Here is a 26,297-nt window from a genome sequence, read left to right on the forward strand (position 1 = left end):
TGTTAACAATGACTTCCACAATTACATCTAGCCTAATTTTTTTACTATCTCTGATAACTTCAGTGTATGTTCATCTAATAAAGTTAATTCCTCCTCAGAGAGATTTGATAGTTTCTTTACTAAAGACTCTTTAAGGATAGCTTTTACTGCATCAAATAAGTCGAATGCCTTATCTGTTAATTCCACCCTAAGAATTCTTCTATCTTTTGGGTCAGGAAATTTATTAACTAAATCATGTTCTACCAATCTATCAATAATTGGTGTCATATTTGATTTTAAGATTCCTAAATTAGAAGCTATTTGAGAAATTGATGATGAGTTCGATGTCATAAGATAAAGAATTACCTTAGCATGCGATGGAGCCATTGGACATTCTTCAAAATACGCTTTCATTATATCCGAGTTATTTTGAAATTTCTTTAACAAATCACTTTCTTTAAATATATTATTTTCAAGTACAAATAAGAAATCTAAAAAAGAGTCTGCTATTTTAAGTATATTATTGTTATCCATCTTTGTAACATCCCTTCAATAAATAATGTAATAAACCATTCGTTATTTATATAGTATAAATTATAAACTATTAATAAATTTAAAACAAGAAAAAGTTATTGACTCATAATAATTATAAATTTATAATCAAATTAGAGAATTATAAATTGCCAATAAAGGGAAGTTTTTTAATTAGCCTAAAACTAAACTTAAATTATAAGACACTTTAAATTCTACAACAAGCTAGTGTGCAATATATAATAGGAGGAGATATGAAAAGATATTTAATAGTTTTCTTAATGTGTAGTTCACTGTTTTTAGTTGGATGTGGAAAAACAGAAGAACCTGAACCCGAGAAACCAATAGCAGTTTCTGTTCAAAAAGCAGTAGGAGGAGAAATTGAAAACACAAATGCTTTCTCAGGAACTACAAAGGTTAAAGATGAAACAGCTGTTACTGCACAGACTGTTGGCACAGTTCAAGAAGTTTATGTAAAACTTGGGCAAAATGTAAGAAAAGGAGATGAATTATTGAGTATAAGCAGTCCAGATTTAGAAAATAGTGTAAAACAGAGTAAGGCAGCACTAGATTTGGCTAAAGCAAGTTATTCAAGTGCAACTGGTGGTTCATTAGAAGCACAAGTAAATCAAGCAAAAACAGCTCTTGATAACGCAAAAATTCAATATGATGAATCTCAAAGGAATTATGACAATAATAAGGTTCTTTATGAGCAGGAAGTAATTAGTTTAGACCAATTTAAAAAAATAGAATTTGCTTTAGAACAATCAAAACAACAACTAGACTCTGCTCAAAGATCATACGATACAGCAACTTCAAAGAGTATACCTCAAGCTAAGGCTCTTGCTAAAAAACAACTTGACCAAGCTCAAGTATCATATAATTTAGCAATGAGTAACTTAGATAAATTAACTTTGACAGCTCCAGTAGATGGTACAATAACTGCTAAAAACTTTGATGCAAAAGAAATGATAACACAATCACAGCCAGCTTTTACTATTTCTAATCCTAACATATTAGAAGTTGATTTAAATGTAGCAGAATCAGATATAGGTAAATTCAAGAAGGATGGAAATGTAGAAGTTATAATTGAAGACCAAAGGATTTTAGGAAAGGTAGATTATGTACCTTCAGTAGTTGACCCTCAGACATCTTTATATCCTGTTAAAGTGCTTGTTACCAACACAAACAACAAGTTTAAAGCAGGAATGTCTGCTCAAGTAAACTTAAGTGTTGAAAAAGAAAATGGTGCTGTTACAATACCTAAAAAAGCAATATTTGAAGAAAAAGGAAAGAAATATGTATACATAGCAAACAAAGATAATATAGCAAAGAAAAAATTAGTTCAAACAGGAATTGTAACAGAGGATAAAATAGAAATCAAAAGTGGTGTAAGCGAAAAAGATACAGTGGTTATTGGGGGGATAAGTCTTATTTCTGATGGAACTAAGATATTTCCTGTAGAAAAGGAGAAATAGTACTATGAATTTTATACAAACTTCTGTTAAGCGTCCTCTTACAATCATAATGGTTTTCTTGGTATTAATAGTTTTTGGTGGTATTGGATATAAGAAAATGTCAATAAATCTAATGCCTGATATAGAAATACCTGTTGTAATGGTTATGACTACTTGGACAGGTGCTGGTCCTCAAGACGTTGATGAACAAGTTAGTCAAAAAGTTGATGAAAGTCTATCAGCTGTTTCAAACGTAAAATCTACCATATCAAGTTCACAAGAAAGTGTTTCTATGGTAGTTGCTCAATTTGAGTTTGGAACTAATTTAGATGAAATAATGAACGATGTTAGGTCTAAAGTTGACGCATTACAGACTAGTCTTCCAGATGATGCAGCTAAACCAACAGTTCTAAAATTAGATATGAATGCACAAGCTATAGGTCAGCTTGTTATATCTGGAGGAAATGAAAATAGTTCACAGGCATTGAGAAAATATGCTGAGGATGTGATTCAACCTAAAATAGAATCTATAGATGGTGTTACATCAGCAGACCTTAAAGGTGGAGAAAAAGCACAGGTCAATGTAATAGCTGACCCAGCTGTTCTTTCAAATTATGGAGTTAGTTTATCAACTATAAAAGGTATATTATCATCTAGTAATAAAACATACCCTTATGGCTCAATTACTCAAGGTGAAGATAAAATAGTTTTAAGAGCAATTGATAAACTTGAATCTTTAGATGATATAAAACAGATTCAAATTCCTGTAAAGGGTGGAAATACAGTTAGATTAGATAATCTTTGTAGTGTAGATTATGGATATGCAGACAAAGACAGTATTTATAGATATAATGGAAAAGACAGTTTAGTAATAGATATTTCTAAACAACAAGATGCCAATACTGTAAAAGTTATGCAAAATGCGTATAAATACGTAGATGAATTAAATAAAGAAAATCCTCAATTTAAAATTAAAATTGCTAACGATACAAGTTCGTACATAAGTGAATCAATAAACAGTGTAATGAGTAACTTGCTTATAAGTGCTGTTATTGCCTTTGTGGTAATCTTTGCTTTCTTAAAAAGTGTAAGAGCTTCACTAGTTGTTGCCATAGCAATCCCAATTTCCATAATAGGAGCCATAGCAGTTCTCTACTTTACAGGAGAAAGTTTAAACCTTATTACGGCCAGTTCCTTGGTAATTTCAGTTGGTATGGTTGTTGACAATGCTACGGTTGTAATTGAAAATATATTTAAATATAGGAAAAGTGGTCGTATGAGTATTGATGATTGTGCTATTGAAGGTACAAGAACCGTAACCAATGCCATACTTGCATCAACATTGACTACTATAGCAATATTTTTACCTATTATGTTTACAGAAGGTATAGCTAAAATAACTTTTGGAGCATTAGGTAAAACTCTTATAGCTTCCCTAGCCTTCTCTTTTATAGGTGCAATTACTCTTGTTCCTAGTGTATTTGCAAAATTAAGTAGAGGTAAAAATAGCGAAAAGATGCAAGAAAAAGACAGTCCCATATTTGATAAAGTAAGTGAAGGGTATAAAAGATTACTAAGTGTATGCTTGAGACACCAACGCTTAGTAGTAATATCAAGTTTACTTATTTTTATAGCTTCTTTAATTGGAATGAGCTTTATAGGTATGGACTTTATGCCTGCTGCCGACAAGGGAGCACTTGCTGTTTCTATAGAACTTCCAAAAGGTCTTAGTCTAGAATCTAATGATTATTATGTATCTATGACTGAGAAAAAAGTTTCAGATATTCCAGAAGTCAAAACTTTAATAACAACTTTAACATCAGATTCAAATAATAATACAGCAAATATAGCAATTGAATTAGAATCTCAAAAAAATAGAAAGAGAACTACTGATGAGATAGAAAAAGAAATAATTGATAGAGTTGCCACTGTCCCAGATTGTAAAATAAATGTAAGCCAAAATAGTAGTGTCATGGGTGGAAGCACAGGAGCAGACTTTACATTAGAAATGAAAGGCCCTGATTTAGATGTATTAAAAATATTAGGAAAAGAAGCTGAAAAAGAATTCAGTTCAATAAAAGGATTTAGAAATGTTGAGACTTCTCTTACAGATACAACACAAGAAGCTCAATTTACAATAGACAAACATAAAGCTCAAGAATATGGTGTAAACACTGCTGAAATAGCAGGATTACTGCGTACAGCAATAAATGGTGACTCAGTTACTACTGCTACAATTGATGATTACAAAGTTGATGTAAACTTAAAATTTAAAGCAGACAGTATTGATAATCTAGAAGATATAAAACAATTAAAAGTAAACTCTGCTACTGGAAAAGAAGTTCCTCTTGGTGCTTTTTCAGATATAAAAATGGCTGATGGTCTACAATCTATATCTAGAACTGATGGAGATTTCTCTGTAAATATAACTGCTACACTTGATAATGTAGATGCTGGTACTGCTACAAAATTAGCACTAGAAAAAACTAACAAAATGGTAATTCCTAAAGATTACTCTATTGGCGTTGGTGGAGAAACAGAGATGATGAATGAGTCTATGGCAAGTCTTGGATTCTCAATGGTTATAGCTATAGCACTAGTTTATATGGTAATGGTAGCTCAGTTTGAATCATTTAGTAAACCATTTATAATCATGTTCTGTGTTCCATTTGCATTTGTTGGAGTTGTGCTTTCTCTCCTAGTCAGTGGGCAAAGTTTAAGTACCGTAGGTATGTTAGGTATAATCTTACTTATAGGTATAGTTGTTAATAACGGTATAGTTCTTATTGACTACATAGAACAACTTAGAAAAACAAATCGTAATAATGATTTAATTGGATTGGTTTCAATTGGTTGTGCAGCAAGATTAAGACCAGTTCTAATGACAACAGCAACAACAATTTTAGGTATGTTACCAACAGCGCTATCTCTTGGTGAAGGTGGAGAAACAATGCAACCACTAGCAATAGTTATAATGGGAGGTCTGACTGTATCTACACTTATAACTTTGGTGCTTATACCTACTATATACTTAATATTTGATAAATGGGAAGATAAGTTTTCAGATAAAATTCCTAAAATATTTGGTAAAATAACAGATAAAATAGGTGCTATAAAAAGAAAAATAATAAAGAAACCAAAATTGAAAGCTAAAGTTTAAATAGAATGGAGGGTGATTGTATTGAATAAGAAGGTTAGTAAAATAGTTGCGATTGGATGCGGTGTTGGAATAATAACAGCCAACCTAATGCCAGTTTATGCAAATGATAATACTTCTTCTATAAGTAAAGTTGATAATTCTATAGTGAATGATTCAACTAAAAGGACATCTGAAAAGGAACTTTTAACTGCTAGAGAAGCTGTCAGTGCAGCACTTAAAAATAGTGATAAATTAAAGATGAAATCAGAAGAAATAAAAATGTTAAAAGAAAAATTGGAAGTACAAGATGAGTTTGATAGTTTTACTGGAAGTGATAACTCATTTCCATACGACCAAATCGGACTTCTTAAAAATCAAAGTGAACAGGCAAAAGGGTTTATGGAAGACCAAATAGCAAATGATATTACGAATAAATACAATGATTTAGTATCAAGAGAAAATGAGTTGGATAAAATAAAAAACAATCTTGAGATAAAAACTAAAGAAATTAAAGATATGAAATTAAAAAAAGAGTTAGGATTAGTAACATCATTAGAAACTGAGTCAGCTGAACTTGAACTTCAGACACTACAAAATACTCAAAAAGCTAAACTTCAAGAACTAAAAAATAATCAAGACTATTTTAAGTTATTGACTAATATAAATTTAGATAATTATCAATTGGATAAGGAATATAGATTTGAATCTTTTAGAGTAGGTGGCTCAGTTGATTCATATATGGAAGGTAAAGTAAATGAATACTTAAAGTACGACCAATTGATTTTGGAGCGTACTGAAGAAAGTTTTAATGATGATGATGAGAATAAAGCAGATTTACCAGATAGACCTAATCTTACAAGACCAGTTGCTCCTACAAAACCAGAACAAGGTGGTTTGACTGATGATGAATATAAGGTTCTTATGGATAAGTATAAAAAAGATTATGAGCGATATGAAAAAGAGGTTGAGGTATACAATCTTGAAAGACAGACCTATGCTTCTGGACTTACTACATATGCAAATTATCTTCAACAAAAATACAATACTGAAAATGGTTTAGTAACATTAGAAGACAGTAAAAAAGCTCTAAAAAAAGGCTTGATTGATAGTTATGCTCAATTACTTGCTTTAGAAGATACAATTGACATTACTAAAAAACAACTTGAATTATCAGAAAAACAAGTAAAAAATACTAAATTAAGATATGATTTAGGATTAATTACTCTAACTGATTATAAAAAACAAGTAGTAAGCAATGAAGATGCTAAAAATAGCTATGACACGCTTATTGTAAACTATAACTCATTAAAAAATGGTATAGAAAAACCTTGGATACTTAATACTGGCAAATAGAAAATATTAAACAACTTTCACAAAATTATTTAATAAAAATATATATAGAATTGATTTATTATTAAATAAAAGACTGTAGATAGATTTGAATAGAAGCAAATTTATCTACAGTCTTTTTAATATACAATTTATAAATTTGTTTTATACAAACCTACTTAATTGTCTACATCTAAGATTTCAATTTCATGTAAAATAATCCTCATTTTAAATTATTATAACTTTTCTAAGTTTTGTATGATATAATTTCATTTTACCTAGAACTTATACCTATGTAACTCTTTATTCTAATAGAATAATTGACAGTTAAAAGAATAAATATTATTTTGAAACCTGGAATCCATATTTCAAAGGGTCATCATTATCAATAATATAAGTAGATACTCCTGTTACATAAGCACTTCCTGTGATTTTAGGTATTACTGCAGAATACTCTCCAGCCTTTGCTTCTTCCTTGATTACACCTGTAAATGTAGTACCAATAAAGCTTTCATACACAAAAGGCTCTCCAATACCAATTTTACCTCTTTTATAAAGTGTAGCAAGTTTAGCACTCGTCCCAGTTCCACATGGAGAACGGTCTGCCATATAATCACCAAAGATTACAACGTTTCTCATATCACATCCAGGTGTTGAAGTAGGACAATACAATTCAGCAAGGTCAACAGAAGTAATATCACATTCAGGATGTTGAATTTCATTTTCTTTGTTGGCATATTCAATCAATTTCATGCCAAAATCAATTAGAAATGGAATATTTTCAGGTGTTACATCCATACCAAACTGTGTAACATCACACAATGCAAAAAAACTTCCTCCAAATGAAATATCATATGTAATCTCTTTCCCCTCAATAACAGTAGTTAAATTTTCCTTATACAAAAATGCAGGTACATTTGTTAATGTTACATTCACAACCTTACCATCTTTTACTTCTGACTTTGTACGGATTAGACCAGCAGGTGCATCTAATACGACCTCTGTATATGGTTCTTTTGCTTCTACAAGTCTAGCTTCTATAATTGCAGTAACAGTTCCAATAGTTCCATGCCCACACATATTCAAATATCCACCAGTATCCATGTAGATAACTCCATAATCTGCTTCTGAATTAATTGGCTCAGTAACAATAGAACCAAACATATCATGATGCCCACGAGGCTCAAACATTAACGCCTTACGATACTGGTCACAATTCTCTTCCAAATATTTTTTCTTTTCAATCATTGTATCTCCTGGTAATTCTGGAAATCCAGATAGCACAACACGTGTAAATTCTCCAACTGTATGTGTATCAACAGCAGTAAAACATTTCTCGTAAATACTAAGATTTACATTTGGTTTTAGTTCCATTTTGGAAACCCCCTCAACATTATGTAATATAGTTATGTAACTTTATTTTATAACTTTATTTTTAAATTGTCAACTCAGAGAACTGGAAAAGATTAAGAAAATATGATATCGTATATTTAAACAAAAGTAACGACCAATGAAATGTAACAAGAAAGGAAATATAGTCTTATGGGAAATAGAGAGAAACATGTAAAAAATGCATCCATGCCTTCAGACTTAAAATATTTAAATCGGAAACGAATACTTGACATCATTAGAAATTCAACAGAGGTATCAGTCAATGATATCAGTGAAGCAACCAAAATTAGCCGTCCTACAGTAAAAAAAGCTATGCAGAGTTTTGAAGAAATAGGACTTTTGGTTTCAGTAGGTAAAGGAAATTCTACAAATATTGGTGGAAAACGCCCAGAATTATATTCGTTTTCTTGTAATAAAAGAATACTGTGTATATCACTTGAAGAGAATTATATTCATTTTGCAATTTTGACCATGAAAAATGAATGTATCTTAGAAATAGAAATTCCTGCCACTTACAAAAATACATTGGATACATTTCAAAAAGAACTTGCAGGTCACATTGAAGAGATTCTAGCAAATGCAGAAGTCTCTCATGAGGAGTTATATGGTATAAGTCTTGCAATTGCTGGATTTGTAGACCAAAAATGTGGTATTGTCAGATTTTTTATGATGGCTCCACATTGGGGCAGAAATATTAATATAAAAAAATGGCTTGAAAAATTGTATCCAAAACAGGAAATTATAGTAGAAAATCTAGTTAGAATGGCTGGAAATGCACTTCTTCTTGAAGAAGAATTTCGCAATAAAAGAACAGTTGTCATGTATGCAGAAGCAGGAATTTCTTCATGCTATATTGATAAAGTTGTGCTTACTGGTAGAAATGCTCTTATTGGAGAAATTGGACACATGACTGTTGATTACAGTGACGAAGAGATTTGCTCCTGTGGAAGTAAAGGATGCTTTGAACGTATGGTTAGTGCTGAAAGGATTCGCTATAGGCTAAAGAAAAATTCATTAAAACTTTTGGAATCATCTATAAACCAATGGATAGAATCTAAGAATTTACTTCAACATGTGTTTGAAGAAGCAGACAATGGAGACGAGCTAGCAAAGATAGAGGTTGGCTATTTAGCAGAAATGTTCTCACTAATGTTAAAAAATGTAGCAATCAATTTTGACCCAGAAGTTGTAGTCTTACTTGGGCAGTATGCTTATGCAGGAGAATATTTTAAGCTTAAATTAAAAGAAGAACGAAAAAAAGCTCGATTCTTCCCAGAGGAAACTGCGTCTATAATATACTATGATACAAGACCATTAAGAGAACTACAAAAAGCTGGAGGATATCAGGTCTTAACGCAAAATTTTTTTGATAATCCCATACTTTATGAAGGTAGCGTTAAGGGGAATGAAGAATAATCAAAAACCTATGCTTTTATAGAGCCATCCGAATTGGATGGCTCAAAAGTTTAACTCTAAATTTAATTATCTTTTATCAAATGTCTCATCTATTTTACATCTCACCATGTTAACAAATTCAGAAATATTATATCCTTTCAGTTTGCATCCACATTTAGGACAATAATCCAATTTCCTAGATACCAAAGCCCTACAACTAGGTTCTGGGCATCTCATTTTCAGACTTTCCTCTGCTACTTTAAATCCACATCGTGGGCATATACTACCTGGACGTGATGATACTTCCTTTCCACATTTAGGACACTTTGTCAACTTTATCCCCTCCAGTAAACTCAATTTAATTGCTAGTTGAAATTTCTCTCTACAATAATATATGCAATATAATTAAATACGTTTCATTTACAACTATATAAGTTATCTTTTTATAATAAAATAAAAATCCCCTATATTCAACTTACAAATAATTTATTTGATACATTGAATGTATAGGGGATATTAATTTAATTATATAATTTTACAGTATATGACTATCTAGGATTTTTTATAGATGCCTGAGCTGCTGCAAGTCTAGCAATTGGCACTCTAAATGGTGAACAAGATACATAGTTAAGTCCTACACTGTAACAGAACTCTACTGAAGATGGTTCTCCACCATGCTCTCCACATATTCCTAGTTTTAATTCTGGTTTAACTTCTCTACCTAATTTAGCTCCCATTTTAACTAATTTACCAACACCATTTTGGTCTAGTACTTGGAATGGGTCTTTTTCTAATATTTCTTCATCTACATATTGACCTAAGAATTTACCAGCATCATCTCTTGAATATCCAAATGCCATCTGAGTTAAGTCATTAGTACCAAAGCTGAAGAAGTCTGCCTCTTGTGCTATTTCATCAGCAGTTAAGCAAGCTCTAGGTATTTCTATCATAGTACCTACAGTATAAGGAACTTCTACACCTTCTTCTTTTATTATAGCATCAACAGTATCCACTATCATTTTTCTTATTATCTTTAATTCATTTACTTCACCAATTAATGGAACCATTATTTCTGGAGAAACTTTAACACCTGCTCTTATTGCTTCTATAGCACCTTGTATTATAGCTTTAGATTGCATTACACATATTTCAGGATAAGTTATTGCAAGTCTACAACCTCTGTGTCCAAGCATTGGGTTAAATTCGTCTAAATCAACTATTCTCTTCTTAATATCACTTACTTTTATTCCCATAGATTTTGCAAGTTCTTCTATAGTCTCATCATCATGAGGTAAGAATTCATGTAATGGTGGGTCTAGTAATCTTATATTAACTGGTTTTCCATCCATAACTTTGAATAACTCTACAAAATCTTCTCTTTGCATTGGTAATATTTTTTCTAGTGCTTTTTCTCTTTGCTCTACTGTATTAGATAATATCATTTCTCTAACTGCTGGTAATCTATCTTCATCAAAGAACATATGCTCAGTTCTACATAGACCTATACCTTCAGCCCCAAACTCTATAGCTGCACGAGCATCTCTAGGATTATCTGCATTAGTTCTAACCATCATACATTTGTGTTTATCTACCCAGTTCATTAATTTCTCAAAGTTTCCAGTTAAAGCTACTTCTGTTTTCTTAACATCTCCTAAGTAAACATTTCCTGTAGAACCATCTATAGAAATATATTCTCCTTCTTTTATAACTACATCATCAAGTGCTCTTATTTCTTTGTTAAACTCATCAACTTTTATTTCTCCACATCCAGCAACACAACATTTACCCATACCTCTAGCAACAACTGCTGCATGTGATGTCATTCCACCTCTAGCTGTAAGGATTCCTTCAGCCTTAACCATACCTTCTATATCTTCTGGAGATGTCTCTAGTCTAACTAAAACTACTTTTTCTCCTTTTTCATTTGCTTTTACTACATCATCAGCATTGAAATAAACTTTACCACTTGCTGCACCTGGTGATGCTGGTAAACCTTTTGCTATAACTTTAGCTTCCTTTAATGCCTTATCTTCAAATTTTGGATGTAATAATTGGTCTAATTGATTAGGTTCGATTCTCATTATAGCTTCTTTTTCGTCTATTATTCCATCTTCAACTAAATCAACTGCTACAGCTATTGCTGCTGCTGCTGTTCTCTTACCATTTCTAGTTTGTAATATATATAATCTTTCATTTTCTATAGTAAACTCTATATCTTGCATATCTTTATAGTGACCTTCAAGTATATGAGTAATTTTTACGAATTCATCAAATACAGCTGGCATTACATCAGCAAGAGTTGATATATTTTGAGGAGTTCTTATACCTGCAACAACGTCTTCACCTTGTGCATTCATTAAGAATTCACCAAATAATTTATTTTCTCCTGTAGCTGGGTTTCTAGTAAATGCAACACCTGTACCACTAGTTTCTCCCATATTACCAAATACCATTGATTGGATGTTTACTGCTGTACCTAAGTTATGAGCTATATCATTCAATTTACGGTATACGATTGCACGAGGGTTATTCCATGATCTAAATACAGCCTCTATAGCAAGCATTAATTGCTCTTTTGGGTCTTGTGGGAAATCACTTTTAATTTCTTTTTTGTATATTGCTTTAAACTCTTTTACTATTTCTTTTAAATCATCAGTTGTAAGCTCTGTATCAACTGTATATCCTTTTGATTCTTTTACTCTATCTAATACATTCTCAAATTTATATTTTGGAACTTCCATAGCAACATCAGAAAACATTTGTATGAATCTTCTGTAACTATCATATGCAAATCTTTCATTTTGTGTAGCTTCTGCTAGACCAACAACACTATTGTCATTAAGACCTAAGTTAAGAATTGTATCCATCATTCCTGGCATAGAGAATACTGCACCAGAACGAACTGATACTAATAATGGATTCTTATTGCATCCTAATGTTTTATTTAAGTCTTTTTCTAAAGTAGCCAAATGCTCTTCTATTTCTTTTATTATATCTTCTCTTATACTTTCATTGTTAACATAATAATCATTACAGGCTTCTGTTGTTATAGTAAACCCAGGAGGGACAGGTAAGCCTATCTTAGTCATTTCTGCTAAATTGGCACCTTTACCTCCTAGTAAAGATTTCATGTCTTTGCTTCCTTCACCAAAACTATAAACATACTTAGTTTCCATTGTTAAATCCCCCATTAATCTTTTTATTTTAATTTATATCATTTTTATTAATAGACATTATTAAATTTCTATTTCTTTGTATATCTTTAGACCGTTTTCTTTCATTATGTCTAAGATTATACCTGCTGTTTCTTCTATTGCTTTATTTGAAACATTTATTACTGGGCATCCAATTTTTTTCATTATTTCTTCTGAATAATCTAATTCCTGAAGTATTCTTTCTAGATTAGCATAGTTGGCTTTACTAGATAGACCTAAAGCTTTTAATCTTTGAGTTCTTATTTCATTAAGCTTTTCAGGTGAATTAGTAAGACCTATTATCTTCTTAGTATTTATCTCAAATACCTCTTTAGGAATTGGTATTTCTGGAACTAATGGAACATTAGCTACTTTTATATTTTTATTAGCCAAATACATACTCAAAGGAGTTTTAGATGTTCTTGAGATTCCCACTAAAATTATATCTGCTTGAAGAACACCTCTAGGGTCTTTTCCATCATCATATTTTACTGCAAACTCTATAGCTTCAACTCTCTTAAAATAAGATTCGTCTAATTTTCTAATTATACCAGCTTCTCTTTTAGGTTTTCTTCCTGTTCTCTTGCTTATTTCTCTTAGTATATCTGTCATCAGGTCTATACAGCTAAGACCTTCTCTCTCACAATATCTTTCAACAATACTGCATAACTCTTCATCGACTAATGTATATACAATCAAAGCGTTTTCAGCTTTTGCATTCTCCAAAGTTTCAAGTAGTACTCCTTTATTAATCATGTATGGAAATCTTTTTATTTCATAAGTTTCATTTACATAAAACTGAGACATACATGCTTTTGCAACTTGTTGTGCAGTCTCCCCAACTGAATCTGATACTGCATATATAATTAGGTTTTTCACCAGCATACCTCCTTAATTGTCAACTATTTCTAAGAATAGCTTAGTTATGTTGGTTTTTGATATTCTCCCAACAACTCTCATATGATTTTTGTCTTCTCCCTTATATTCAACAATTGGAATCGAATCTACTTCATGTTCTATTATTTTTCTTGAAGCTAATAAAACACTTGCTCCTTTAGTTAAGGTAACTACATTTGGAGTTCTTGTCATTATCATACCTATTGGCATCTTATTTATATCAGAACCTCCTATTGTTGCTTTTAACAAGTCTTTTCTGGAAACAACTCCACATAACTCTTCATTCTCATCTATAATAACTATACTGCCTACATCAGATAAAAACATAGTGACTATTACATCATATATACTTTCGTCTTTCTTAGCTAGTACAGGCATGCTCATTATATCTTCTACTGATTTCTCTTTTATACTTTTACCAATTAAATTAATTTCACTGACTCCTGAATAAAAATATCCAACTTTTGGTCTTGCGTCTAGTATTCCTGTCATTGTCAATATAGCTAAATCAGATCTAAGCGTAGCACGAGTCACATTCAAGCTGGAGGCAATATTTTCACTCGTTATTGGTTCATTTTCCTTAACTATATCTATAATTTTTAGTTGTCTTTCATTAAGCTGAATAATAATCACCTTCTTTCATTGTGCTATACTTTTTATCTTTTCGCATCTTATATAGTATATTATATAACTATATATACCATTCTGTAAACAGATTTTTTATTGAATACGATATATTTTTTTACTAAGTTCTCTCGCTTAAAGATATTTATTATATATTAATGGGGGATATTTCTTTAATTAATAGAACTATATTAGTGTTACAGTTAATATTATAATACATAATGGGTCATTTTAATTCATTTTATATTAAAATTTTTAATTATATTATTTTAAATATGAATATAAAGTTGCAGAATTAATTTAAATTAAATACACTATTAAAATTTTTAATTATAAATGACCTATAATATACCTCTATACAAAATATCTTAACAAAAATATATAATTTTAAAAGGGCTGATTTAAAAATAACCATCAACCCTTTTAAGCACTATCTATATTATATTATCATCAAATCTTACCCAAATATTTTTTCTTGTAATTGTCTTAAATGATATAAAGTAGTATCTTTTTCTATCTCCACCATATCATAAGTTATAACTTCACCTTTTTTAATATCTTTAACTACTTTAGTCTTTTTGCTAACTAATCCAATAGGAACAGCATTCATAGCTTTTGCAACATCGTATTTTTCTATAGTACCATAACATGTATATGCACCATATCCATCCATATACTCACCTTTTTTCAAGTCTTTCTTAGCTATAGTCATAACTTCTGCAACTAGTCCATTTTTAGGTACTATTGTAGCCTTATGCTCTAAAACTGCCATAGCTGCTGATAAAGGAGTCTCTAAGCTACATAAATGATATGGTCTATATAATATGTAATTAGGTCCATCACCCATGCTTAAATACTTTAATTCATCATTAACAGCTTTTAATTTATGAGCAACTACAACGAAAACTCCAGGTGCTATACCATTTACAAAATCAACTACACCATAATTATCTAATACTCCACCTTCGCTCTTTAATGCATATTTTTTAGGTACTTCATTTACTGTAGCCTCAATACCATGACCACCTCTTACATCAGGCACAAATCCAGTTGCATTACACATTAGGGCCATTTCTACCATTGTCTTAGTTCCTTCTTTAAAAGAAGCTATCATATGAGGTGAAGCTCCTTTTCTTTCTGCTTCCTCTCTAACAGTATCAGGATTACAATCTAAATCTAATTTATTATTTTTACCTTTTCCTATCACTCTAACTTCAAATCCCATTGCATCTGCAAAATCAAACAATCCCATTACTGCTCCTGGCTCATCCCCTGCAGAACCTGTAAATATTACTCCAGCATCATCTGCTAATTTTTTAAGTATTGGTCCAACAACACAATCAGTTTCAGCATTCAACATTACTATGTGCTTTTTATTTAAGATAGCATTTAATGCTATTTCTGCTCCAATTGCAATACCTCCAGTTGCATCTATAACTACATCTATTGACTTAGTCTTACAAGCTACAAGAAAATCATTACAAGTTAATACTTTTCCTTCTTGTAATTTTAATTCTGCATCATTTTCATTCGTTACATTATCTATAACTTCTTCATCTATGCCTGCATCAGTAAATGCTTTATGAGCTAATTCTAAATTTATATCTACAACGATAGAAGCCTCAATACCTTTCATATTTGCCATTTGGCTTACCATTCCATTACCCATATGACCAGCACCTATAAGAGCTACTTTTATTTTTTTACCTTCTTCTTCCAATTTTGCAAGTTTTCTGTTTAAATCTAACATATCAATTCCTCCTGTTATAATAATTTTATTTTTCAAATTAAGAAATAGTTATTAAATCTCCAATAGTTATATTTGGATTTCCTATTTCTACATGTATTTCTCCTGGTAAGTTTACTTCACATTCTCCATCAAATTTGATTGTACAGTGACCAATTTCTCTAAGAGTCTTTTGAGCAATATCACCAACTGAAACTATACAATAATCTCTATTTCCTATTGTAAGTGTATCTCCTATTTCAACATTACTTTTTAATGTCGATATTGAATGAATTACAGATATATCCTTTAAGTCCTCATCATTGATGGTTTCATCATATATGATAAGACAATTGCTTTCATCCATTAATTCTTTAACTAAACTGCCTATTCCACTTATCTTAACTTCATATTTCATGACATTCCTCCTGATAATTTATATTTATATTAAGTTAATTAAAAGAAACATTTATTTTTTCTTTTATAAATTTTATGGCTTGTACAATACTTTCTTCATCTTTAAATTTTTGCTCTGCACTATATATATCTAGACCTTCTATTTCTTCAATCTCTTTAAACTTAGCCATCACTGTACGCCCTTTTAGAATTTCTCCAAACTTTATAAATCCATCTGAATCTGAAGATATAATTGCTATACTTCCTTTAGAAAAATAACTTTTCTTTTTTCCTGTAGATACTATATCACCCTTTTTTTTAGCTCTATTTAAAGTTTTAAAATATAATTTATTCTGTTTCATTATAAATATAGTATTTAGAACATAAACAACAAATAAAATTACAAGTAGTTTCATATTTATACACCTTCCACAAACACATTATTTTTTTATTCTATACTATAGCTACATAAGATTCTTAAGTAACACTTTTTTAAACTCTAAAAAACTTCTACATTTACTTATCTTATTTGTTAATTTTACATCTTGTCCTATCTTTAAAACTTCTTCATAAATTTTTACTAATAAATCTGAATCCATTTGGTTCTCACATGGAAACATTGTCATGAGTATTATTTTTATACTTCTATTTGCATATTCTATTGGTTCTTCTAAAATTCCAATTGCCATTAAAAATTTATCTGATTTTTCATTTACAGAATGTGGGAATAATAGACCTTTATCAAAAACTGTAGGAGACTTTTCTTCTCTATTAATTATGTTTTTTCTAAACTTATCATCAATACATCCCAAATCCATAAGCTTATCCATCATTTTTTCTAAAGACCCAAGTATAGTCTTTTCATTCAATATCATAAATTTATCTTCATCCAACAAATTATTTATTAATAAATTTGTAGAATTAGTAGTATCAATATTTCCTTCTCTTAAACACAACACTGTCTTTAACTGTTCTCTTAGCTTATTTTCATCAAATATTGTATTTATTTTTAATACTATGGTTCCTATATTTGATGTGTCTAAATCAATAGTTGTAAAAACTATATCGTATTCATTTAAGTTAATATTTCTCAAATTAAAACTTGAAAGAGTATCAATTTGAGGATTGTTACCTATTAATTTTTCAACTCTTATTTTTAGTAATTTCGCAGTTCCTAGACCTGTACCACATATAATTGCTATTTTCTTTATTGAATAGAATCTACTGCTATTTCTTTCTAAGTATCCACTGAAATGAATTGCTATGTATCCAATCTCATCTTCTGAGACTTCTAAATTATACTTCTTCTCTATTACTCTCCCTGCTATTTGCGCTAATTTAAAAGGAAGTATATAGTTCTGTTTAATCTCTTCTAGTAGGACATTTTTTAACTTTATATTAAATAATAGCCTATTTAGAGTAAAACTAAGATGGTATCCTAGCCCTATTCTTAATTCATCCTCATTTATCAAAATACCCATATCAATATATATCTGCTTAAATATATTTTCCATCAACTCATCAATATTTTTATTAATTCTACTACTATTTAAAGCACATTCTGATGCTGGTGCATTTCCACTTACTAATGGTATAGTCAAATAAATAATTTCCTCATCATTCAAAATACATTCAAATCTTTTTGATAATATATGCTTTATTTCCCTAGCAATAAGGTATTCATCATATGATTTAAGCAAATCAAACTTTACATTATACTCTTTCACTTTCTTCTTTTCTTTTGCTCTATAAATTAAAACTACTATATAGTTAAGAACCTCTCTTAGCATCTCATCTGTAACATAAAAATTGTTATTTTTGAATAAAAACAATAATTCTTCTTCCAAACTTGAGAGTTCTTCTTTTTTAATGTCTTTAAAATATTTCGAATTATTTAAATCTTTTCTTGAGTTTTTATACAACTGATTTAATATAAGCAATCTAATATCAAGTTCATTTCCATGTAATTTCATCCCTGTATTCTGTTTTTTTATTAAGTTTAAATTATACGAAGCTAGAACTTTTTCTACATACTGGAAATCATTTACTAGAGTAGTTCTTCCTACACACATCTCATCTGCTAAACTATCAAGTGTAATAAATCCATCTAGTTCTATCAAATAATTTAGTATAAATTCTACTCTATCTTCCTTTGAGTTTAATGAGAATACATTTTTTCTATTCATATCAATAATCTTATTAAGTACTTTCTCATCTTTTATTTCCAGTTTATATCCTTGACCTTTTATGTATTTGATTACTGCTATATCACTACCTAAATCTTTATTCAATTGTTTTATATAAGTTCTTACACTTCTAGTTGTAACATTCAGTTCATTTGCTATTGAATTGATGCTTACAAACTCTTTTTTACTACATATAATCAATATTTTAAATATCTTACGGTCAATAGAAGGAATTTTCTCAGTTACATTCATTTTGTATCTCCTCCTTGAGTTCATTCTAGTACAAACTTGAAACCAAATTAATACATAAAATTTCACTTTAATAGAGGAAAATTTAGTATTAATCTAAATCGGTAATTACAGTTAATTAATAGTATAAAAGCTAGTCTCTCATTAACAAAACTCTTGACTAGCTTAAATTTATATTCTAAATTTTATTAATCAAATTTAAACCTAATATTGACATTAAACATTATCTTAAAGCAAATACTGCAATACCATATGCAATAATAACAGATATTGGTCCAGTTATTAAACGAGAATAAAATAGAGCTGGAACACCATATTCCACGGTTTCTGGTTCTGCTTCTCCCAAACTTAGTCCTACTGGGACAAAATCACATCCAGCTTGTCCATTTATTGCAAATAAAGCAGGAAGTGCTAAATATGCTGGTATTGCACCAAGACCAATTTGTGTACCTACAAGAGTTCCTACTACTTGGGCTATAACTGCACCAGGTCCTAATATTGGTGATAAAAATGGAAGTGTACAAATTATTGATATAATCAATAATCCACCAATATTACCAGCAAGTGGAGATATTACTTTTGCAATCCAATCTCCCAACCCAGATGCTAAAATAATTCCCATAAGCATACTTACAAATGCCATAAATGGTATTACATTATTCATTACCATTTGGATAGTATCTCGTCCTGCATCATAAAATTTTGATACTACTTGTCCTGCTCCTTGCCCAATAGAAAGTATTATATTCTTTTTAGCATATTCGCCCTGTGCTTTTGATTTTACTTCATCATAATTGTCAGGCTTTCTAATAGAACTCTTATTTTCACTTTTATTCTCTTGAGATTTTTGTGGCATTTCTTCTCCATCTAAAACACTTATACAATTAGGGCTAACATCTGATACATAATATTCCTCTGTTATAAATTTTGCTAAAGGACCTGTTTTTCCAACTGGATTTACATTAATTGTTGGAATTTTTTTCTTTGGATAAACTCCACATCTAGCAGTTCCACCACAATCAATAATAACTACTGCTACTTCTTCATCAGAAACACCAGTTTTAAATCCATCTACAATCTCACAACCCAGTAGTTCTTTTATTTTTAATGTTACTTCATGAATACCACCAGCAGTCATTGATAATATCTTATTTCTATTTCCTTCTTTTTTTATATATAAAGGACCTCCCCAACCAGAAGTTCCTTTTTCTATTTTTAGTATCTTATTTTCATCCATATTAACTACCTCCTAAGCTTTATTTGCCACTTTATTTTTTCTTGTTAAAAAAGCATACATTTTTTCTGTTATTATACCTCTTATAAAAATTACGATTAAACCAACTATAAAATACCATAATGCTAATGTAGTAGTCTCTTTACCTAAAGTAGTCAACCCTGCTGATATTCCTAACCATACAAAAAGTTCTCCTGCATTTGCATGTGGAAAAAGTCCTGTAATTGGATGTACAAATGAAACTGCTGCATCATAAAATCCTGCTTTATGTTCTTCTTTTAAAAATCTACCAAATGTATAACACATAGGATTTCCCAAGAAAAAGACTGATACTAATGGAAGTAGAATATATCTTGTAAAAGAATTCCTTCCAAGTTTAGAAGCCCAATTATTAACTCTTTCCTCACCAATGATTTTAATCAAAGAGTTAATGGCTACCATTAATACAATTAGTGTTGGAAGAGTTCCTGAAACAAGACCTATAAACTGTTCTCCTCCCTTCTGAAACAAACCAATAAACCATTCTGCACCTTTACTTAGACCTGTAATAACGTTTTCCATAAAATTATAACCTCCCTATAATATCTTTAAATTTTTAATTTTATTACTCACTCTTAATTTTACAAATTACTTCTTTTTTCTGTACTATATGATATTATTATAAATGTTTTTTATATTAATATCATTTTAATATAATATTTTTGATAAATAAATACATCTTTTTTCAACTTTATGAAGGAAAAAATTGTACTAATTAGAATTTTCAGAAATATACGAATCTTATTTCGACTATATTTTAAATTTTGCTTAAAAATTTAAGACCTTATTTTTATTTATTTTAATTAATATTATCTAAGTCTTATAAAAATAAAAAAAATAGATGCCTTATTATGAGCATCTATTCTTTAATAAAATTCTTTTTTAATTTTATCATAGATTATTTTATAGGTATATAAATATCAATTTGCGAATCTACATTATTAGGACCTAAAAATCTTTCATCATATACTTCAAAATCATCTCTTATATCAAGTTTTTCTTTTGAACTTAAAAACCAAGTACCCCATATATATTCATAAGTTTTGTCTAAACTTTCTAAGCTACCAATATGAGTAAATACAGCATACTTTCCTCCTTTAATAGTTTTTGAGACAAAGGAGTCTGGAATATACTCATAACTACTAACTTCAAACCCTATTGTTTCATTAAACTCCATTTTTTCACTAACTAGATGTATTTTAGATGTTGCTTCACAAATTCCAAAAGCTCTCTTTGATTGTAGAGTATTTGGAACAATATGATGCACTTTTCTGAACTTTTCCCATAAGTGAGGTAATGAATTATCTTCTAATATCACATTATCTCTTATGCCAATTATCTTTATTTCATCTATTTCTTTTATCGTTGGCTTAATTGTTATATTTCCAACAAGATGTCTCATAAAATCTAATTCTAATTTTTTCTTTTTTCCAACAAATACATCTATTCTGTTTTTTCTATATTCAATAGGGCTAACTTTATATATAGATTTAAATGCCCTACTAAATGCTTCTGAAGATTCAAAACCACACTCAATAGCTATATCTATCACCTTTTTATCACTATATAAAAGTTCTTTTGTGCTATTGACCAATCTTCTTTTTTTTATATAACTTCCTACACTCTCACCAAACATAGACTTGAATAGGCGTGTCAAATGATAATATGAATATCCAGATTCTTTTGCCACATCATTTACAGTTATATTTTCTTTTAAATTATTCTCAATATATATTACAGCTTTTTCAAAATATTTTAAGTAATCCAATATGACACCTACCTCAATTAAATGTTCTTATAAATTTTAAGTATACATATCTAAATTAATACTATTTTCTTAATATACTAAAGTATAATAAATAATTCAATACATTGCTATATACTTTTTATTATTTTACAATTTTTAAATTGTTTATAGAGTTAAATAAAAAAGAACTAAACATTTGACTATCCTTAAAACAAAGTATCTATAGAAAAGCATAGTGCTCATTCATATAAAATGCCTTTTTCTCTTATGAAAATATTATTGTTCAAATCGTATTCTATGCAAACGATAGACTTCATTTAAATTGGAAATATCAAGAATAAGGCTATCTCCCAAATCCATATTAGAAACTTTCTCCATATCTTCATTAGAAAGGTAAAAGTCATCAATCTGATAATTTTCCTGTATTCTTTCCAAATGAACAGACTTTGGAATTGCTATTATACTACTTTGATTAAGCCATTTTAAAATAACTTGAGCAGGTGTTTTCCTATAAGAGGCTCCAACCTCTGCCAACAAACTATTTTGAAAAATATTTTTTTGTCCTTCTGCAAATGGTGCCCATGCCATAGGTTTAATATCATATTTCTCCATAATATTACGTAATTTTTTCTGCTGACAGAATGGATGAAGTTCAATCTGATTGACTGATGGGGTAATATCATGGCTTAAAATCAAATCCACCAAACGATCAGGTAGAAAATTGCACACACCAATTGATTTGATTTTTCCCATACGGTAAAGTTCCTCCATTGCCTTCCAGCTTCCATGATAATCCCCATATGGCATATGAATAAGATATAAGTCTATATAGTCCATTTGTAAATTAGATAGTGTCTTTTCAAAAGATATTTTGGTTGTTTCGTAACCAGCATCCTGAATCCATACCTTCGAACAAATAAACACCTCTTCTCTTGAAATACCACTTTCACGAATTGCATCACCCACTGCTTTCTCATTTCCATAACAAGCAGCTGTATCAATTAGACGATACCCTGTACGCAACGCATTTAAAACACTTTCTTTACACTCTTCATAATCAGTTACCTGAAATACACCAAAACCTAACAATGGCATTTCCAAATTATTATTCAATCTAATTCTTTCCATAGAGTACCTCCTATTTTTAATTTTAAGCTAAATATATTGTTGTATAAATATTAGAGATTTTAATTATATCTACTAGGATATATAATCTATTCTTTATGAATCCTATATTACATATAAAACTTATCTATAATCATAAGTTTTATTATCAAACCTCATCATATTCTAATTTATTCTTGTACTGTAATCTTGATTGTTTTAGAAAGTGTATCAATATAATCTTCACCTGATATAGCAACCCCTAATTCATAAAGATTACTGCCACTTCCAGAATAGTCATAAAACATTACAACATCATCCCATGGAGAATAATAAGCTAATGTCCCTTTATCAGCATTTGCCATAGGTGTATCTGTAGTATTTAACTTTTTAGGTGGATAAAATACTTTCTCATTAGTACTAAAATTTTCTACTTCCATTGTCAAGGGAAGTTGTGCATATAAATCCTTTGCTGCCTGTGAATCATTCAATTCATATACAATCGTATTTCCATTTCCTGATACCTGAATTTTCATTTTATTATCCTTATTAATATCCTCAATATTTGTCATTTCTTCTGATTGTTTTGTATCTACGTTTTCTTTATGTAGCTTAGCTTGTGCTTCTTTTTCTGTATTTGTAATTTTGATATAATTATAACCTGATACAATAAAACATAATATACAAACACATAAAATCAGCTTCTTCATATTATTTACCCTCTCTTTCAGTGTATCAAATGTGCTTTTTATTCAATCAACTCAAAAAAATCAGATGGTGCTTTTTCAATATTTATATTTATTATCTGTGTTGTAGCTTTAATTTCGTCCTTTAAATAGTAGGCATTCCATATATTACTTTCTAATCCACCCCATAGTATATTAAACTTTCCTGTATTTAAGTCCATAACTATACTTTTTAAAGTTCCAAAAAAATCATTATAGTAATTACAAGATAAACCATATGGATATTTTGAAGATAAGAAATCCATTAAATCCTTCTCACTAATTTTTTTAGAATTATCTACATATTCTTTAATTAAATTATATCTATAAATCGAATTATTCATTGACTTTGGTTCTAATTTATGAAGTTTATCAATATGGATATGGTTTGTAGAGTGGAGAAAATATTCTCTCTCATTTTTCAATTCATTTATTCTCTTTACCTCTTTTTTCCCATCTAGAGTTTCTAAAAGTGCCATATTTCCAGACTTATCTGCAAGTAATAAATTAATATTATATGCAATAGGCATATCTTCTATATAATCTAATGCCTCCTCTACATCTTTGCAATTTTCTAATAAATATCTAATAACAGCCCAAAACTGTAAACCTACAATTTTAGGTTTTCTCATACCTTCTTGGCTTCCTACAGGGTAACCACAAGATGTTTGACTTACACCCAAGCCACATTCATTCATACCTTCAGTTCTTCCAAATTGCATGACTGTAGTTCCAATGTGTGCATATTTCCCAACCACTTTAGTTTTACATAAAGCAAAATCTTCCATATGGTGTGAGAAGTCAAAATTACGAGCAAAGAGAACATGCCCATTTTCAGTTAGCTCTGGTGTTAAAGCAACTTGACTGCAACCTGGTCTAAGATAGGTCATAGTATAGTATAAAAGTTGACTACTATCTACTTTAATAGCATCAGCAAAACCTTGTAATTCTTCATTAAGCCCTGGGCAATATTTATCAAATAACTCCACCATATGATTTTCTTCTTCTTTAGTTACAACATTAGATTTATTAGTCTGTTCACATATCAATTCTGGTATATTTACAATTGATTTTCCTAACTCATACCCTATTTCATAGTTTGTACCACATAATTCGAAAGTTCTTACTTTTAAAGTTTCCATATTATTTCCTCCTATATATATCTTGTACTTGATTTTATCATTAGGGCTATAACCTTTCATGATATTTTTTGCTATAATAAATTCACAGTTCTAAAAAGTCTAACAAGTACTAGATTTATATAGGATTATTTAAATATCTATTATATAAATTAAATGTTAAAACTTAAAAGCTTACTTTTGCTCATACATATTTATTCCCTTAAGCCATGAAATAATTTTTTCTTCTGCACCATTTCCTCCATTTCCATAAATATCAAATATATCTAAAACTTTTGAATTAGGACATAATTTTTTTATATCTTTATCAGCATGACCTTTTCCACCACCTCCATGAGTAATAAAAGGTATAATATTTTTTCCACTTAAATTATTCTGGTTAAGTAAAGTTGCTATAGGTGGTGCAATTGTACTCCACCAATTTGGTGTCCCTAAAAAAATAGTATCATAATCATTTAAATCATATGATATTTTTTTAATACTAGGCATAATACCTTTTTGTATTTCTTGTTGGGCTTGTTTTACTAGCGCGTTATAATCCTTTGTGTATGGTGTTTCTGTAAATATCTCTTGTATATCAGCCAATGTGTATTTTTGAATAATCTCTGCAATTCTTTTAGTGTTTGATGAAATTGAAAAGTATATTACAATATTTTTTTTACTCATATCTATTCCCCCTCATTCTTTTTAAGTGTCATACATTTAGCGACTGTATTTCCTGTTTTTAAATATGTATATCCAGGCATTTCAAATAAAATTGGTTTTAATTTATCATAATCTATTTTACTTTCTTCATTTAAAATTTCTTCAGCTGCATATGTATGACTTATTTTTAAGATAAAATTTTCAAATCCATTTGTTTCATAAATATCATCTACATAACATTCCATGTTTAATTTTGATTCTTTTATTAGTGGTGCACCTTCGTTACCTATTTCGTATTCAAATACTTTTGATTTATCAATTTTACTTCCACTTACACAACCAACATAATCTGCTTTTGACAACATATATTCATCTACAATATTTACAGAAAGTACTTTGCTTTCTTTAACTCCTTTATTCGTATAATGTGATTTTGCTAAACTTATCATAATATGGTCATGTCCAATAATACCTAAATGTCCTACTAACATCCAGTTAGGTCTTTCATTAATTACTACTCCAACTACTACTAATGGTGTAGGATATAGTCCTATTACAGAACCTAAATCTTTTTTCATATATAATTACCTCTTTTCTTTTATTTTTTATATTGTATTCCCTTAACTCAACTTAAGGTCAAGTACTATTTTTTATATTAATGCTTTTCTTTCCACTCCTTAACCATTTTTTGTGTTACAGGGTCACACAGATTATAGTAATTTTCAATTTTATACTCAACAACATCTAAACATTCTTGAAGTTTACTAATCTGTGTAGTCAAATCTTCCTTTACTTCCACCAATATTTCTCTACGGACTTCCTTTGTATCATCATCAGAACATGCAAGTCGTACATATTCAATAATAGCTTCTAAAGAAGCACCTGCTTTTTTAAACTTCATCACAAACTCAATCCAATGAATAGCACGTTCATCATAATCACGAATTCCAGATTTATTTTTAGGAATAGGTGGAATCAAACCAATCCTTTCATAATAACGCAAATTATCGACTGATATTCCAGTACGTTTTGAAGCTTCTTTAATTGTCATAAGCATCACACTCCTTATAATTATCTTTTTTTTAATATACAACCTTAAGTTAACTTCAAGTCAAGTCTTTTTAAGAATTTTTTTTATAAATTAAAAAAGTAAATCAAAAAGGTGAACTA

At 29.6% G+C, this 26,297-nt stretch carries 23 protein-coding genes; 4 read left to right on the forward strand and 19 right to left on the reverse strand.

Features of this window, described 5'->3' with window-relative positions; genetic code table 11:
* Window positions 1–27: 27 nt before the first annotated feature.
* Window positions 28–513, reverse strand: coding sequence for a MarR family winged helix-turn-helix transcriptional regulator (locus tag ACTG48_RS13455; protein ID WP_021385271.1), 486 nt, complete (start codon window positions 511–513; stop codon window positions 28–30).
* 251 nt (window positions 514–764) lie between these two features.
* Between ACTG48_RS13455 and ACTG48_RS13460 the strand changes: the two genes are divergently transcribed.
* The 3 genes from ACTG48_RS13460 to ACTG48_RS13470 are packed head-to-tail and all read left to right on the forward strand — an operon-like array spanning window position 765 to window position 6,459.
* The gene (locus ACTG48_RS13460) at window positions 765–1,988 is read left to right on the forward strand and encodes an efflux RND transporter periplasmic adaptor subunit (protein WP_021385269.1); all 1,224 of its coding nucleotides are present in this window, start codon (window positions 765–767) and stop codon (window positions 1,986–1,988) included.
* A gap of 4 nt (window positions 1,989–1,992) precedes the next feature.
* Window positions 1,993–5,127, forward strand: a complete 3,135-nt coding sequence (locus ACTG48_RS13465) for an efflux RND transporter permease subunit (protein WP_479917106.1) — start codon at window positions 1,993–1,995, stop codon at window positions 5,125–5,127.
* A 21-nt stretch (window positions 5,128–5,148) separates the two neighbouring features.
* On the forward strand, window positions 5,149–6,459 hold the full coding sequence (locus ACTG48_RS13470) for a TolC family protein (RefSeq protein WP_479917107.1): 1,311 nt from the start codon (window positions 5,149–5,151) through the stop codon (window positions 6,457–6,459).
* Window positions 6,460–6,777: 318 nt separating this feature from the next.
* On the opposite strand, the gene ACTG48_RS13475 is transcribed toward ACTG48_RS13470, so the two are convergent.
* Window positions 6,778–7,809, reverse strand: coding sequence for a proline racemase family protein (locus ACTG48_RS13475; protein WP_479917108.1), 1,032 nt, complete (start codon window positions 7,807–7,809; stop codon window positions 6,778–6,780).
* Between the two features lie 168 nt (window positions 7,810–7,977).
* Between ACTG48_RS13475 and ACTG48_RS13480 the strand changes: the two genes are divergently transcribed.
* Entirely contained in the window at window positions 7,978–9,243 is a 1,266-nt protein-coding gene (locus tag ACTG48_RS13480; protein WP_479917109.1) for an ROK family protein, read from the forward strand.
* Window positions 9,244–9,309: 66 nt separating this feature from the next.
* Here ACTG48_RS13480 and ACTG48_RS13485 read toward each other — a convergent pair whose 3' ends face one another.
* The 17 genes from ACTG48_RS13485 to ACTG48_RS13565 form a co-directional block, all read right to left on the reverse strand.
* Window positions 9,310–9,555, reverse strand: coding sequence for a zinc ribbon domain-containing protein (locus ACTG48_RS13485; RefSeq protein WP_021385311.1), 246 nt, complete (start codon window positions 9,553–9,555; stop codon window positions 9,310–9,312).
* A gap of 215 nt (window positions 9,556–9,770) precedes the next feature.
* The gene (gene ppdK, locus ACTG48_RS13490) at window positions 9,771–12,398 is read right to left on the reverse strand and encodes a pyruvate, phosphate dikinase (protein ID WP_021385345.1); all 2,628 of its coding nucleotides are present in this window, start codon (window positions 12,396–12,398) and stop codon (window positions 9,771–9,773) included.
* 60 nt (window positions 12,399–12,458) lie between these two features.
* On the reverse strand, window positions 12,459–13,301 hold the full coding sequence (locus ACTG48_RS13495; RefSeq protein WP_044213707.1) for a pyruvate, water dikinase regulatory protein: 843 nt from the start codon (window positions 13,299–13,301) through the stop codon (window positions 12,459–12,461).
* Between the two features lie 6 nt (window positions 13,302–13,307).
* Window positions 13,308–13,946, reverse strand: a complete 639-nt coding sequence (gene ccpN / locus ACTG48_RS13500) for a transcriptional regulator CcpN (RefSeq protein ID WP_044213709.1) — start codon at window positions 13,944–13,946, stop codon at window positions 13,308–13,310.
* Between the two features lie 448 nt (window positions 13,947–14,394).
* Window positions 14,395–15,687, reverse strand: coding sequence for an NAD(P)H-dependent oxidoreductase (locus tag ACTG48_RS13505; protein ID WP_021385342.1), 1,293 nt, complete (start codon window positions 15,685–15,687; stop codon window positions 14,395–14,397).
* A 37-nt stretch (window positions 15,688–15,724) separates the two neighbouring features.
* Window positions 15,725–16,081, reverse strand: coding sequence for a PTS glucitol/sorbitol transporter subunit IIA (locus ACTG48_RS13510; RefSeq protein ID WP_021385302.1), 357 nt, complete (start codon window positions 16,079–16,081; stop codon window positions 15,725–15,727).
* 34 nt (window positions 16,082–16,115) lie between these two features.
* Window positions 16,116–16,475 (reverse strand): transcriptional regulator GutM, encoded by a 360-nt coding sequence (locus ACTG48_RS13515; RefSeq protein ID WP_021385328.1) that lies wholly within the window; start codon window positions 16,473–16,475, stop codon window positions 16,116–16,118.
* Between the two features lie 48 nt (window positions 16,476–16,523).
* Window positions 16,524–18,497 carry a BglG family transcription antiterminator gene (locus ACTG48_RS13520; RefSeq protein ID WP_479917110.1) on the reverse strand — a complete coding sequence of 658 codons (1,974 nt, stop codon included), beginning with the start codon at window positions 18,495–18,497 and terminating at the stop codon, window positions 16,524–16,526.
* Between the two features lie 220 nt (window positions 18,498–18,717).
* Complete coding sequence (gene srlE, locus ACTG48_RS13525) at window positions 18,718–19,731, reverse strand: PTS glucitol/sorbitol transporter subunit IIB (protein ID WP_021385303.1); 1,014 nt, start codon at window positions 19,729–19,731, stop codon at window positions 18,718–18,720.
* 12 nt (window positions 19,732–19,743) lie between these two features.
* On the reverse strand, window positions 19,744–20,289 hold the full coding sequence (gene srlA / locus ACTG48_RS13530; RefSeq protein ID WP_021385333.1) for a PTS glucitol/sorbitol transporter subunit IIC: 546 nt from the start codon (window positions 20,287–20,289) through the stop codon (window positions 19,744–19,746).
* A gap of 376 nt (window positions 20,290–20,665) precedes the next feature.
* Complete coding sequence (locus ACTG48_RS13535; RefSeq protein ID WP_021385291.1) at window positions 20,666–21,535, reverse strand: AraC family transcriptional regulator; 870 nt, start codon at window positions 21,533–21,535, stop codon at window positions 20,666–20,668.
* 255 nt (window positions 21,536–21,790) lie between these two features.
* The gene (locus ACTG48_RS13540; protein WP_021385299.1) at window positions 21,791–22,642 is read right to left on the reverse strand and encodes an aldo/keto reductase; all 852 of its coding nucleotides are present in this window, start codon (window positions 22,640–22,642) and stop codon (window positions 21,791–21,793) included.
* A gap of 167 nt (window positions 22,643–22,809) precedes the next feature.
* Window positions 22,810–23,328 carry a cyclophilin-like fold protein gene (locus ACTG48_RS13545; protein ID WP_021385340.1) on the reverse strand — a complete coding sequence of 173 codons (519 nt, stop codon included), beginning with the start codon at window positions 23,326–23,328 and terminating at the stop codon, window positions 22,810–22,812.
* Window positions 23,329–23,366: 38 nt separating this feature from the next.
* Entirely contained in the window at window positions 23,367–24,485 is a 1,119-nt protein-coding gene (locus ACTG48_RS13550) for a C45 family autoproteolytic acyltransferase/hydolase (RefSeq protein WP_479917111.1), read from the reverse strand.
* Between the two features lie 171 nt (window positions 24,486–24,656).
* Entirely contained in the window at window positions 24,657–25,148 is a 492-nt protein-coding gene (locus tag ACTG48_RS13555; protein WP_479917112.1) for a flavodoxin, read from the reverse strand.
* A gap of 2 nt (window positions 25,149–25,150) precedes the next feature.
* A complete protein-coding gene (locus tag ACTG48_RS13560) occupies window positions 25,151–25,705 on the reverse strand; it encodes a flavin reductase family protein (RefSeq protein WP_021385292.1) in 555 nt (184 codons plus the stop codon).
* A 77-nt stretch (window positions 25,706–25,782) separates the two neighbouring features.
* Entirely contained in the window at window positions 25,783–26,178 is a 396-nt protein-coding gene (locus tag ACTG48_RS13565) for a MerR family transcriptional regulator (RefSeq protein WP_021385331.1), read from the reverse strand.
* Window positions 26,179–26,297: the final 119 nt, after the last annotated feature.

This window comes from Clostridioides sp. LIBA-6822 (assembly GCF_056688955.1).